The sequence below is a fragment of the Enterobacter sp. RHBSTW-00994 genome (assembly GCF_013782625.1).
Lineage (GTDB): Bacteria > Pseudomonadota > Gammaproteobacteria > Enterobacterales > Enterobacteriaceae > Enterobacter.
Genome location: NZ_CP056199.1, coordinates 3447409 through 3461131, shown reverse-complemented (window position 1 = coordinate 3461131; position 13723 = coordinate 3447409). Strand labels below are relative to the sequence as shown.

Below are 13723 nucleotides of genomic sequence, written 5' to 3'. Positions count from 1 at the left end.
GTATCGTGTTAAAATAGACATAGCGTTGAGAGAAAAGATAAGGAGTTTCAATGTCAGTCATTTGCCCCGATTGCCACGCAGAACTGGAGCCGCAAAATGGAGTGGCGCACTGCGCGCATTGTCATAAGGATATTCAACTGGAAGCGTGTTGCCCGGAGTGTCATCAGCCACTCCAGGTGTTAAAAGCGTGTGGTGCGGTGGATTATTTTTGCCAGAATGGCCACGGGTTGATCTCTAAAAAGCGCGTGGAATTTAAGCCAGTTTAATCCGGCTTTTTCTTGCGCGTTTTTTTCGCGGCGGTAATGCCTTTGACTTCGCTCTCTATCCAGCCATCGGCCAGGCGGGTAGTGAGCACGTCGCCAGCCTTCACCTGTTTCGTTTGTTTCAACACCTTGCCGTCCGTCACTGTCGTCACGCTATAACCACGAGCCAGTGTGGAAAGTGGGCTGACAGCTTCCAGATGGGTGACTGCATTGCCAAAACGTTCGCGGGTATTGCTCAGACGGGCGTGCGCACTCTCCGCAAGACGATACTCAAGCTGCCGGATGCGCGCTTGCGCGCGATAAATCTTCGGCTGTGGATTTTGCTGGTTCAGACGCTGGGTGATGCGCTGCTGGCGCGATATACCACGTTTAAGCTGGTTATCCAGCGCGAAGTTCATGCGCTGGCGCAAACGCTCCAGCACGGTTTGCTGACGCGCGAGACGCAGCTGCGGGTGCTGCTGTTGCAGGCGATGATGGAGCTGCGTGAAGCGGCGAGTCCGGTTCGCAAGATAGTAATCCATCGCCATTTCCAGACGCTGTTGCCCGTTTTGAATCTGTCGCAGCAGTTCCAGCTGATTACGACTCACTACTTCAGCCGCCGCTGATGGTGTGGGGGCGCGTAAATCCGCAACAAAATCGGCAATGGTCACGTCTGTTTCATGCCCGACGGCGCTGACTACGGGGATTTGGCTGGCAAAGATGGCACGTACTACACGTTCGTCGTTAAAGCTCCAGAGATCTTCCAGTGAACCGCCGCCACGCCCGACGATTAAGACGTCGCACTCCTGACGCAAGTTAGCCAGTTCAATGGCGCGGACAATCTGACCTGGTGCGTCATCACCCTGAACGGCGGTAGGGTAGATAATGACGGGCAGGGAAGGATCGCGGCGTTTGAGAACGTGCAGAATATCATGCAGTGCAGCACCGGTTTTCGAGGTAATGACCCCGACACAGTGGGCTGGAGAGGGTAGCGGTTTCTTGAACTGCTGGTCGAACAATCCCTCTTCCGAGAGTTTTGTTTTTAGCTGTTCATATTTTTGCTGCAGTAACCCTTCGCCCGCAGGCTGCATGCTTTCGACGATGATTTGATAATCACCGCGCGGCTCATACAGTGTGATATTGGCGCGAACCAGAACTTGCTGGCCGTGCTGAGGGCGGAATGTCACCCGGCGGTTGCTGTTGCGGAACATTGCGCAGCGTACCTGGGCGGTGTCATCTTTCAACGTAAAATACCAGTGACCGGATGACGGTTGCGTGAAATTAGAAATCTCACCGCTGATCCAGACCTGTCCCATTTCCTGCTCAAGCAGTAAACGAACCGTTTGATTAAGGCGGCTAACAGTAAAAATTGAGGGGGATTGAGAGGATAACATGTGAGCGGGATCAAATTCTAAATCAGCAAGTTATTCAGTCGATAGTAACCTGCTGAGAGGGGAGCGCAAGCATTTTTTATAAAAAAGTGTGGATGCAATCGGTTACGCTCTGTATAATGCCACGGCAATATTTAACCACCCAGGTCAGAGATATTGCCCATGCTACGTATTGCTAAAGAAGCACTGACGTTTGACGACGTCCTCCTCGTTCCCGCTCATTCCACCGTTCTGCCGAATACTGCCGATCTCAGCACGCAGTTAACCAAAACCATTCGCCTGAACATTCCTATGCTCTCTGCGGCAATGGACACCGTGACTGAAGCGCGCCTGGCTATCGCTCTGGCACAGGAAGGTGGCATTGGCTTTATTCACAAAAACATGTCTATCGAGCGTCAGGCTGAAGAAGTTCGCCGCGTGAAGAAACATGAATCCGGTATCGTTTCCGACCCACAGACTGTTCTGCCAACCACCACCCTGCACGAAGTGAAAGCGCTGACCGAGCGCAACGGCTTCGCAGGCTACCCGGTTGTGACCGAAGACAACGAACTGGTCGGTATCATCACTGGTCGTGACGTTCGCTTCGTGACCGATCTGAACCAGCCTGTCAGCGTTTATATGACCCCGAAAGAGCGTCTTGTGACCGTTCGTGAAGGCGAAACCCGCGATGTCGTGTTGGCGAAAATGCACGAAAAACGCGTAGAAAAAGCGCTGGTAGTTGATAGCAACTTCCATCTTCGCGGCATGATAACCGTTAAAGATTTCCAGAAAGCAGAGCGTAAACCTAACGCCTGTAAAGATGAGCATGGCCGTCTGCGTGTAGGTGCTGCGGTTGGCGCGGGTGCTGGCAATGAAGAGCGCGTTGACGCGCTGGTTGCTGCAGGCGTTGACGTACTGTTGATCGACTCCTCTCATGGCCATTCCGAAGGTGTTCTGCAACGTATTCGCGAGACTCGTGCGAAATATCCTGATTTGCAAATCATTGGTGGCAACGTTGCAACCGGCGCAGGGGCTCGTGCTCTGGCTGAAGCGGGTTGTAGCGCAGTGAAAGTGGGTATCGGTCCTGGCTCTATCTGTACTACCCGTATCGTTACTGGTGTGGGTGTTCCACAGATCACTGCAGTATCTGATGCCGTAGAAGCGCTGGAAGGAACGGGTGTTCCGGTTATCGCTGATGGGGGTATTCGTTTCTCTGGTGATATTGCCAAAGCCATTGCAGCGGGTGCTGCGGCGGTCATGGTTGGATCCATGCTGGCAGGGACTGAAGAGTCCCCAGGTGAAATTGAACTCTACCAGGGGCGTTCATATAAATCTTACCGTGGTATGGGTTCTCTGGGTGCGATGTCCAAAGGCTCTTCTGACCGTTACTTCCAGAGCGATAACGCCGCTGACAAACTCGTACCAGAAGGTATCGAAGGTCGCGTTGCTTATAAAGGTCGCCTGAAAGAGATCATTCACCAGCAGATGGGCGGCCTGCGCTCCTGTATGGGTCTGACCGGCTGTGGTACTATCGATCTGCTGCGTACTAAAGCGGAATTTGTACGCATCAGCGGTGCGGGTATTCAGGAAAGTCATGTTCACGATGTGACCATCACCAAAGAGTCCCCGAACTACCGTCTGGGCTCCTGATAAGTTTCCGCGCCCGATCCAGATACTCTATGGATTTCGGGGTGCAGGAAGGCGGCAAGTCCATGAGACCCCTGGAGCATAGTGAAACTATGTAGCCGGGGTGAATGAACGCAGCTAACGCACCTGCAGCCTGAAAGACGACGAGTAAATCGGGCGCTCTGTTTTTGTTTCACTTGCCTCGGAATTAGCGTCAATGACGGAAAACATTCATAAACATCGCATTCTCATCCTCGACTTTGGTTCTCAGTACACTCAACTGGTTGCGCGTCGCGTACGTGAACTGGGCGTTTACTGCGAACTGTGGGCGTGGGATGTCACGGAAGCACAGATTCGCGAATTCAATCCAAGCGGCATCATTCTTTCCGGTGGTCCGGAAAGTACCACTGAAGAAAACAGCCCACGCGCACCGCAGTATGTGTTCGAAGCCGGCGTTCCGGTGTTTGGTGTGTGCTACGGCATGCAGACCATGGCCATGCAGTTGGGCGGCCATGTTGAAGGTTCTAACGAGCGTGAGTTTGGCTACGCGCAGGTTGAAGTGGTTACTGATAGCGCGCTGGTGCGCGGTATTGAGGACTCACTGACCGCAGAAGGCAAACCGCTGCTGGATGTGTGGATGAGCCACGGCGACAAAGTTACCGCTATTCCAGCCGGCTTCGTGACTGTTGCCAGCACCGAAAGCTGCCCGTTCGCGATTATGGCGAACGAAGAAAAACGTTTCTACGGCGTGCAGTTCCACCCGGAAGTGACTCACACCCGTCAGGGTATGCGCATGCTGGAGCGTTTTGTGCGTGACATCTGCCAGTGTGAAGCCCTGTGGACTCCGGCTAAAATCATCGACGACGCTGTTGAGCGTATCCGCCAGCAGGTTGGTGATGACAAAGTGATCCTTGGTCTGTCCGGTGGTGTTGACTCCTCTGTGACGGCAATGCTGCTGCACCGTGCGATTGGCAAAAACCTGACCTGCGTATTCGTGGACAACGGTCTGCTGCGTCTGAACGAAGCCCAGCAGGTTATGGACATGTTTGGCGACCACTTCGGTCTGAACATTGTTCACGTGGAAGGCGAGAAGCGTTTCCTTGATGCGCTGGCTGGCGAAAACGACCCGGAAGCAAAACGTAAAATCATTGGCCGTGTGTTCGTCGAAGTGTTCGATGAGCAAGCACTGCGTCTGGAAGATGTGAAGTGGCTGGCTCAGGGCACGATCTACCCTGATGTCATCGAATCAGCCGCATCTGCGACCGGTAAAGCACACGTCATTAAATCTCACCACAACGTGGGCGGCCTGCCGAAAGAGATGAAAATGGGTCTGGTTGAACCGCTCCGTGAGCTGTTCAAAGATGAAGTGCGTAAGATCGGTCTGGAACTGGGTCTGCCGTACGATATGCTCTACCGTCACCCGTTCCCGGGGCCTGGTCTGGGCGTACGTGTACTGGGCGAAGTGAAGAAAGAGTATTGCGATCTCCTGCGTCGCGCGGACGCTATCTTCATCGAAGAACTGCACAAAGCTGACCTGTACAACAAAGTGAGCCAGGCGTTCACCGTGTTCCTGCCGGTTCGCTCCGTAGGCGTAATGGGCGATGGCCGCAAATACGACTGGGTCGTTTCCCTGCGCGCGGTCGAAACCATCGACTTTATGACCGCACATTGGGCGCACCTGCCGTATGACTTCTTAGGCCGCGTATCTAACCGTATCATCAATGAGGTGAACGGTATTTCCCGTGTGGTGTATGACATCAGTGGTAAACCACCAGCGACGATTGAGTGGGAATGATCCCGTCATAATTGCTAAACAAAACCCTCTGCTTGTTCAGAGGGTTTTTTATTTGTCTTTTGACTGACCACAATCCCCACTGCAAGCCCTGCAATCACTGTCGCTAGCCCCCACGATACCCACAGCGCGCCTGCAATCCCCAGTTCCCGGTTCAGCCAGGCATAGGCAAATGGAGATGCGGCAGCCATCAGTTGTGCAGGGATCAGCAGTAAGCCCGTTTGCTTTGCATAATCCTGTGTTGAGAAAAGCTGCAAAGGCAATGTGGCTTTCACTATCGTCACCAGCCCGTTGATTGCGCCGTAGCCCAGCACAAACCCGACGATGGGCCAGATAAATGTGGTTCCAGCCACGCCCAGTAAAAAACAGAGTGGCATGGCCAGGGCTGTCAGTAGCGTCAGTTTGAGGGGCGTCAGTCTGGAACCTGCCAGCACTTCCATTAATCGAGCACCGGTCTGACCGAATCCCCAAAGCATACCGATCGCAACGGGTAAACCGGTGCTCGTGATAAGTTCAGGTAAGTGTGTGGATGTGCCATTAGAGACAAAAGTGATCAGTGCGATAAATGCGGCATAGAGGATACTGTTGCGGCGGTTCTTTTCCTGATGGGACGTATCCGGCTTTACCGTCATTGCCAGTGTTTGATTGGGAAGGGGATAAATCAGTACCGCGCTGAGGACACCGAATAATGCATAAATCAGCAACGCATGTTGCCAGCTCATTATCTTCAACAGTGCATCTCCTAGCGGCCAAAAGACCGCGGATGCCAGACCTCCAGCCAGCGTCACGCGGGAAATGGTTTGCCGCGCCTGTTGCCCATACAGATTCACCAGCGAGGCGAACAACGCATCATACAACGACAGGCGCATCCCTATCCCGGTGAGTAGCCAGGCGCAGTACCAGCCAGGCAGGGTGGGGGCAAACGCCATGATCGCGCAGCTTGCTGCAATCAGCAATGTTCCGCTCATTACAACATTTTGTCCTCCAAAGTGAGCCAGTAATCTGGCGACAAAAGGGGACACCACTGCCATGACCAGCATGGCAAGGGTCAAACCGAGATAGATTTGCGTCGATGACCATGCCCGATCGGTCGAAATCGCCTGTGCAAATGTACCCGGCATGTAAAAAGAGATCCCCCAGTTGATCAACTGATTACAGCCAGCGGTGAGAGGAAGTTGTCTGGGAATAGCAGGTATTTCCATTGTTTTTCATTCCGTTAATGCAGTTGTCCTTAGCATACTGGGCGCGGTATTGTGCTGGCAGAGCCGTAACCTTATGACCTGCATAAGAGAAACTTTGAATGACGACACTGAATCTGGGACATCTGGCAACTTTCCGCCTGGTGGTACAACGTGGAAGCTTTTCAGCTGCAGCAGATGTGCTCGGGATCTCGCAACCTGCTGTCAGCCTGCAAATACGCCAGCTTGAGCAATTTATTCAGGTGCGTTTAATCGAACGTACAGGTCGTGGTATCAAAGCCACGGAGTCTGGGCTGGCATTACTGACGCACGGTGAGCGTATAGAACAAGCCGTTGCAGAAACGCTACGTTCAGTACATGAGTGCCACCACGAGGTTAGTGGTACGGTGACGTTAGGTACGGGAGCCACGGCCTGCATCCATCTTTTGCCACCGTTGTTACAGCAATTACGCAAAGATTTCCCGTTGCTGAGAGTAGGGGTGACGACTGGAAATACACTCGATATAGTTCGGGCGATTGAAGAAAGTCGTCTTGATATGGGGCTGGTGACGATGCCGGTAAGCGGAAAGGCGCTGGACGTGATGCCGGTAATGGACGAAGAGTTTGTCCTGATTTCCTCACAGGAATGTCAGGGAATGTCGGAACCATTGACACCTGAAGTGTTGCACTCAAAACCGCTGATTGCGTTTGAGTCTGGAAGTGGAACTCGCGCACTGATTGACAGCTGGTTTCAAGCCTGCGGATTGTCGATAGCGCCCGTTATGCAACTTGGTAGTATTGAGGCGATTAAACGGATGGTTCGCGCGGGTTTGGGTTTCAGCATCGTACCGCGAATGGCTGTTGGACACGCGGCAGAGCGGGAGGGTCTAAGCGTGCGTTCTTTAACACCGGTATTACATCGCCGACTGGCGATAGTGATGCGTCAGGACAAGATCCTCAGTAGAGGGATCTCCGGGGTCATTCGGATGCTGCAAAATAATCCAGTTCGTTAGCGATCGGTGGACAAGCTTGATTGCTGAGACTGTATTTTATCCTGGTGGTGATACCAGGCTCCAACCGAAGAATAAACAAAGCGGCCAAAGAAAAAGAGGAAACTGATAAGCAGTATGATGCGGGTCATCCGAGTGTTAAATCGATGTCGTTTATGCATACGAGTGGCCTGACTCACTGTTGTTTTCCTGGGCATACCCATTACGGGCGATGAGGCTATTAAGGCACAGTGGGAAGAAAGGGTCAATTATAGGGGTGTAAAATTCCGTCAATGCATACATTAAGTAATGTTATATAAAGTGATTTAATTATTTATTTAATTGATAAAATGGGAAAAAGATGGAAAAAAAGAATAAGAAATAATTATTCGATTTAATTAGTTTGATTTAAGTCAATTGCTGCGAGTCCCTGACAACTAAAATCTCTCCTCCATTAGCCGGGCCGTGTTGTGGGCTTGAGTGACGACAACGTCAGGTCGGATGCCTGTCTATATTTACCCGTTGGATAATCGGGGTTCGACTGAGCACCTATGAATATTCTGACTTTCCTGAGCAATAATAAAGATCGCTGGTGGGCTCTGCCACTGGTGTTACCGCTGATTCTTTTGCCCCTTCTGAGCTATGCGAATACCTTCACTCAAATTGGCAGTGACAGGGTTGTTCTTTATTACACACCACTGGCAGTGTTATTGACGCTGACGTTATTCTACGAAATTGCGGCGTTTCCGGGCATCAGCCTGGCGCTGTTTATACGTTACTTCCCCTCGTTAGATCTTTACGAAACGATAGGTATTATTGCTCATTTTATTATTCCGCTGACGCTAAGTTGGGGTGGGTATCGCGTGTTTGCCCCCAGACGAAACATGGTTCCCTATGGTGATGTGCGGCTAATGGCACAACGCCTGTTTTGGCAGGTTTTTTTTCCGGCGACACTCTTTTTGCTACTGTTTCAGTTTGCCCTGTATCTGGGCGTTTATGAGAGCAGACAAAGCCTGATGGGGCAAAACCCGATGAGCATACGAACCTTGATCAACTATCAAGGCTTATTGGTCGGGTGTCTCACCGGTATCCCCTTCTGCTATGTGCTTATCCGCTTAATTCGCCATCCTCGTTATGCTAAAGGACTTATTTCTCAGAGCGTTGCGCAGGTGGATAAAAATGTTGGTGTAATTGAGTTGCTGGTCTGGGGCGCGGTATTGGTCGGCTTATTGGTATTACTGCTGTTGCCGATGCATGATGATAGTACAATTTTTAGCACAAACTATACGCTGTCGCTGCTGATGCCCGTGATGCTCTGGGGATCGATGCGCTTTGGCTATCGGTTGATGTCGCTGGTCTGGACACCTGTTCTGGTCATATCTATTCATTATTACTATCGCTATATCCCCGTATATCAGGGCTATGATATTCAGCTTGCGATCACCTCATCCAGCTATCTGGTTTTTTCTTTTGTTGTTATCTACATGGCGATGCTGGCGACGCGCCAGAGAACTGTCAGTTTTCGTGCGCGCAAGCTGGCGTTTCTTGATCCTGTGGTACACATGCCGAACTTGCGCGCACTTTCTCGCGTGCTGGCAAAAAATCCGTGGTCAGCACTGTGTTTATTACGTATCCCGGAGCTGGAAGTGCTGGGGCGCAACTATGGCATGTTGCTTCGCATCCAATATAAACAGCAGCTGGCTGCGTGGATAAATAACATGCTTCAGCCGGGTGAAGGTGTTTTTAATCTCACCGGGCATGATCTTGCTGTGCGCCTGAATAGTGAATCACATCCGTCGCGCATTGAAGGTCTGAATGCGCATATCATGCAGTTTCGTTTAATCTGGGATGGTATGCCACTTCAGCCTCAGGTGGGAGTGAGCTACTGCTGTGTTCGTTCACCGGTAACTCACCTCTATTTACTGTTGGGGGAATTAAGTGTTATTGCGGATCTCTCTCTGTCTACACATAAGCCGGAAAGTTTGCAGCAACGTGGCGCTATTCATTTGCAGCGCAACCTGAAAGATAAAATAGCGATGATGAATCGCCTAAAATACGTGCTGGAACAGAACGCATTTTCCCTGATGGCACAACCGATACGCGGCATTCGTGGAGACCATTATCATGAAGTGTTGCTGCGTATGCCGGGTGAAAATGGTGAATTGATCTCACCCGATTATTTCCTGCCAGTGGCACAAGAGTTTGGTCTTTCGTCACGCATTGATTTATGGGTGCTGGAACATACGTTGCAGTTTTTATCTGCGCACCGTGAGAGCTTGCCCGGTCAGCGTTTCGCCATCAACCTTTCTCCTTCAACGGCCTGTCGCTCACAGCTGCCGCTGGAGGTCAGCCGCTTGTTGCGGCAATACGGTGTTGAAGCCTGGCAACTCATTTTTGAGATCACAGAAAGCAGTAGTTTCGGTAATTCAGGGCTTGCTAGCGAGATCCTTAAGCAGTTGCATCAGATGGGTTGTCGAATCGCGATTGATGATTTTGGTACGGGCTATGCGAGCTATGCCCGGTTGAAAAGTGTTGATGCCGATATCCTGAAAATAGATGGCAGTTTTATCCGCAACATTGTTGATAACAGCCTGGATTATCAGATAGTGGCCTCAATCTGTCATTTGGCACGTATGAAGAAAATGCTGGTGGTGGCTGAATACGTTGAAAATGAAGAGATACGCAGCGCGGTGCACGCGCTGGGTATCGATTATGTTCAGGGCTATTTGATTGGAAAACCAGTCGCGCTTGAAACGTTAATTGAGGCAGAGGCGTCCCGGACAGACGCCTGAGCCGTTACGCCGCGACGTCGGGCGCACTTTCCTCTTCAATTTTTAACAGCCACCCAGTGACGGCTTCCCAGTACTGTTGCTCTTTTTCCAGATCCAGCAGTACCAGCGCATTCTGGCTAAACCAGTCATGCGGGAAACTCAGTGTCCAGTGATGATCATCGGTCTTCAGTTTTAACGTCGGTGGCGTCGTCGTGGCCTGACGCTGGTTATTCAGCAAAACACCCAGACGCAGCAGTTGAATCAGCGGCAGGAACTGTTTTTTCTTAAACAGCGTGAAGCGCGGCAGGTCATCGAGCTTGATGGCTTTACGGTGATAGCGTACCAGCGTCGCCATCATGGTTTGCTGTTCCTGGTTGAAGCCGGGTAAGTCGCTGTTTTGCAGAATATATGCCGAATGGCGATGCATCCCGCTGTGGTTAATATTCAGCCCGACTTCGTGCAGCATGGTTGCCCATTTTAGCAGAGCTTCCAGTTGCGGATGCGCGAGCTTAGGATTCTGCTCTTGCCACTGCTCGTACATGTGAGTCGTTGTTTCCAGTACGCGTTTGGCCTGTTCACGGTCGATATTGTACTGATTTGCCAAACTTTGTGCGGTACGGCTGCGAATATCCTGATGGCGGAAACGGCCTTCCATTTCATACAGTACACCTTCACGCAGTGCCCCATCAGAAAGGCGCAATTCACGGATCGCCAGTGAATCAAATACGCCGCAGAGGATGGCAAGACCCGGTACAAACACCGCTTTACGTTCATCGGACAGACCGGGCAGGCTCAAAGCGTCAAAGCTCTTATGTTTGAGCACCTCTTCGGTTAGCATTTGCAGTCGTTCTGGGGTAATAAAGCCATCTTTTTCACCCATCGCCAGCAACACTTCATGCGCGGCCTTAATGCTGCCAGACGCGCCGAGTGCGACGTTCCAGCCCTGAATGCGATACTGCCAGGCAAGGGATTCCAGCTTTTGTACCGCAGCCATACGTGCACGCTGGAAGTTTTCACGAGTGATGGTTCCGCCTGGGAAATACATCTGTGCGAAGCTGACGCACCCCATTCTGCGGCTCTCGACCAGGCGAGGTTCGAAATCTTCACCAATGACCAGTTCTGTCGACCCACCGCCGATATCAATAACCAGCTTGCGGCCTTTCTCCGGCTGAGTATGTTCCACGCCCATAAAAATCAGACGTGCTTCTTCGTTACCTGAGATGATCTCAATCGGGTAGGGGATCACTTTTTCCGCGCGTTTGAGAAACTCAGGCGCATTCAGTGCCTGGCGCAGCGTATGTGTTCCGACAATACACACGCTGGAGGGCGAAAATCCCTGCAGACGTTCAGCAAAAAGTGACAGGCAATTCAGGCCTCGCTCCATCGCTTCTTCGCTAAGCATGCTGCGTTCATCAAGACCATCGGCCAGATGCACACGCTGTTTCAGACGGCCGATGATTTGCATCGCCCCATCTACCTCACGGGCGATGACCATGTGGAAGCTGTTAGAACCGAGGTCAACCGCAGCGAACTCCTGCGGTCGTGGAGTATTATCATTTATCGGCATAGGTTAATCAGGTTGCTCGAGTGATTTGATGTAGTCGTAAATCGCCAGTTGTGACCGCACTTTGCGGCGATTGCCACGCGGTACATAGCGGTTACTCAGTTCTTTGTCGATATAGCGCGCTTTCACCGTATCGCTTAGCTGGAGCTCGATAATATCGAGAATTTGCTGCTTCAGTCGCGGATCAAGCAGTGGCGTTGCCACTTCTATTCTGTAATCAATATTGCGTGTCATCCAGTCCGCAGAAGAAAGATAAACCTGCTTATCGCCAGCATTGTCGAAAACATATATCCGGTCGTGTTCCAGATAGCGATCAACAATGCTGATCACGCGGATATTATCACTGATGCCTTCCAGTTCCGGGATCAATGAGCACATGCCGCGGATAAGCAGATTAACCGGTACGCCTGAGCTGGATGCTGCATACAGGCGATCCACCAGACCTTTATCGACAAGGTTATTAAGCTTCAGCGTAATGCCGGACGATAAGCCTTTTTGCGCATTGGCGATCTCTTTGTCGATCATCTCGTACAGCAGACGACGTGAGTTTTGCGGAGAAACCAGCAGGTAGTCAAAGCTTACTGGGCGGTATGGATTTTCGATAAAGTTGAAGACCCGGCGAACTTCATTGGTAATACGAGCATCGGCGGTCAGTAACGAGTAGTCGGTGTAAATCCGTGCCGTTTTCTCGTTAAAGTTACCTGTACCGATATGGGCATAACGCACCACGTCCTCACCTTCTTTACGGGAGACCAGGAACAGTTTGGCGTGGATCTTCAATCCAGGGGCAGAGAAGATAACGTGTACGCCAGCTTCCGTTAGACGTCTGGCCCAATGGATATTCGCTTCTTCGTCAAATCGCGCCTGCAGTTCGACCACCACGGTGACTTTCTTGCCGTTGTGCGCGGCATGGATCATGGCGTCGATAATGCGCGAATCTTTTGCTACACGGTAAATGTTGATCTTAATCGCCAACACGTTCGGATCGAACGACGCCTGGCGCAACAACTCCAGCACATGCTCAAAAGTATGATACGGATAATAGAGCAATACATCGCGTTCGCGGATGGCATCGAACCCATTGCGGAATTTATCAAACCAGATATGGCGCAGGCGCGGCAGCGGTTTATTCACCAGATTGGCTTTGCCGACATTTGGGAAACCAATAAAGTCTTTAAAGTTATGATAACGGCCGCCGGGAACAATGGAATCATACCGGGAGATCGTCAGTTTCTCGCGCAGCATTTCCACCATGGCATCTGGCATATCGCGCTGATAAACAAAGCGAACCGGCTCAGCAGTCAGACGCTGTTTCAGGCTGGACGACATCAGCTCCATCAGACTGGCTTCCATCTCGTGCACCAGGTCATATTCGGCGTCACGGGTCATCTTCATGGAATAAGCGTTTAACGCATCGTAATCGAAGAAGCCTTTGAAGATGTCATCCAGACAATAGCGCAGAATGTTATCCAGCAGAATCATTGGTTTGCGTCTGCGTGGCGTTTCTGGTGGCAGATTCACGAAGCGCGGAACCTTATCGGATGGGATCTCCAGCAGCGCGTAGCGAATGGTGTCGCCGCGAATAATCTCCACTGCAAGGTAGGTGTAGTCATCCTTCAGGAACTGCACCAGGTCGGTTTCGCGGTTAATCAGAATAGGGGTAATGTGCTGACGCAGATACTGTTTGAAGTAGTGGCGTAGCCAGTTTTGTTGGTTGACGGAAAGTTGGCGTTCGTTGATCAGGAAGATCTGGTTGCGTGCCATTTCCAGCAGCAGTTCGTTGTACAGACCGTCAAATTCCTGATCGGCTTTCAATACGCGAGCCTGAATTTTTCCAAGCAAATGACGCGAGTGCGAATTTAAGCCCTGCTCTTCGCTGATGATGATTCGCCGCTTCAGTTCCGCAAAGCGAACCTTGTAGAATTCATCCAGGTTATTGGAATAAATACCCAAAAAACGCATACGCTCAATCAGCGGGTTACTTTTATCAGCCGCTTCCTGAAGCACACGTTCGTTGAATGCTAACCAGCTTAGCTCTTTCTCGATGTATAACTTTTCCTGACCCATTACAGCTCACACTCCAGTTCAATCACAGGACGTGGTAAATCCGTCTCGTCCTTATTATGGCGAGCATTTCCACGATATGTCCAACAGTGCCAGAAAAGTATGACAGTAAACCGACTATACAACA

The 13723-nt window shown here is 51.2% G+C and carries 10 protein-coding genes; 5 read left to right on the top strand and 5 right to left on the bottom strand.

The genetic code is table 11. The features are described 5' to 3' along the window. Positions 1-50: 50 nt before the first annotated feature. Entirely contained in the window at positions 51-266 is a 216-nt protein-coding gene (locus HV346_RS16585; protein WP_181620364.1) for a zinc ribbon domain-containing protein, read from the top strand. Here HV346_RS16585 and xseA read toward each other — a convergent pair. Continuing rightward, complete coding sequence (gene xseA, locus HV346_RS16580; RefSeq protein ID WP_181620363.1) at positions 263-1636, bottom strand: exodeoxyribonuclease VII large subunit; 1374 nt, start codon at positions 1634-1636, stop codon at positions 263-265. The two genes, HV346_RS16585 and xseA, sit on opposite strands and share 4 nt — an antisense overlap. A gap of 159 nt (positions 1637-1795) precedes the next feature. Between xseA and guaB the strand changes: the two genes are divergently transcribed. Together guaB and guaA are read left to right on the top strand one after the other, a co-directional pair. Next, positions 1796-3262 carry an IMP dehydrogenase gene (guaB, locus tag HV346_RS16575; protein ID WP_181620362.1) on the top strand — a complete coding sequence of 489 codons (1467 nt, stop codon included), beginning with the start codon at positions 1796-1798 and terminating at the stop codon, positions 3260-3262. 193 nt (positions 3263-3455) lie between these two features. Next, positions 3456-5033, top strand: coding sequence for a glutamine-hydrolyzing GMP synthase (gene guaA, locus HV346_RS16570; RefSeq protein ID WP_181620361.1), 1578 nt, complete (start codon positions 3456-3458; stop codon positions 5031-5033). A 14-nt stretch (positions 5034-5047) separates the two neighbouring features. Here guaA and HV346_RS16565 read toward each other — a convergent pair whose 3' ends face one another. Continuing rightward, entirely contained in the window at positions 5048-6232 is a 1185-nt protein-coding gene (locus HV346_RS16565) for an MFS transporter (protein ID WP_181620360.1), read from the bottom strand. A gap of 98 nt (positions 6233-6330) precedes the next feature. On the opposite strand from HV346_RS16565, the gene HV346_RS16560 reads away from it, so the two are divergent. Continuing rightward, positions 6331-7221, top strand: a complete 891-nt coding sequence (locus HV346_RS16560; protein ID WP_181620359.1) for a LysR family transcriptional regulator — start codon at positions 6331-6333, stop codon at positions 7219-7221. Here the strand turns inward: HV346_RS16560 and HV346_RS23450 are convergent. Next, positions 7218-7379: a YfgG family protein gene (locus HV346_RS23450; RefSeq protein ID WP_181623815.1), complete on the bottom strand. Its 162-nt coding sequence runs from the start codon at positions 7377-7379 to the stop codon at positions 7218-7220. The genes HV346_RS16560 and HV346_RS23450 overlap by 4 nt on opposite strands. Before the next feature lie 369 nt (positions 7380-7748). Between HV346_RS23450 and HV346_RS16550 the strand changes: the two genes are divergently transcribed. After that, positions 7749-9989, top strand: a complete 2241-nt coding sequence (locus tag HV346_RS16550; protein ID WP_181620358.1) for an EAL domain-containing protein — start codon at positions 7749-7751, stop codon at positions 9987-9989. Positions 9990-9993: 4 nt separating this feature from the next. On the opposite strand, the gene ppx is transcribed toward HV346_RS16550, so the two are convergent. Together ppx and ppk1 are read right to left on the bottom strand one after the other, a co-directional pair. Further along, positions 9994-11535, bottom strand: coding sequence for an exopolyphosphatase (gene ppx, locus HV346_RS16545; RefSeq protein WP_181620357.1), 1542 nt, complete (start codon positions 11533-11535; stop codon positions 9994-9996). A gap of 3 nt (positions 11536-11538) precedes the next feature. Further along, positions 11539-13599: a polyphosphate kinase 1 gene (gene ppk1, locus HV346_RS16540; protein ID WP_181620356.1), complete on the bottom strand. Its 2061-nt coding sequence runs from the start codon at positions 13597-13599 to the stop codon at positions 11539-11541. Positions 13600-13723 lie beyond the last annotated feature (124 nt).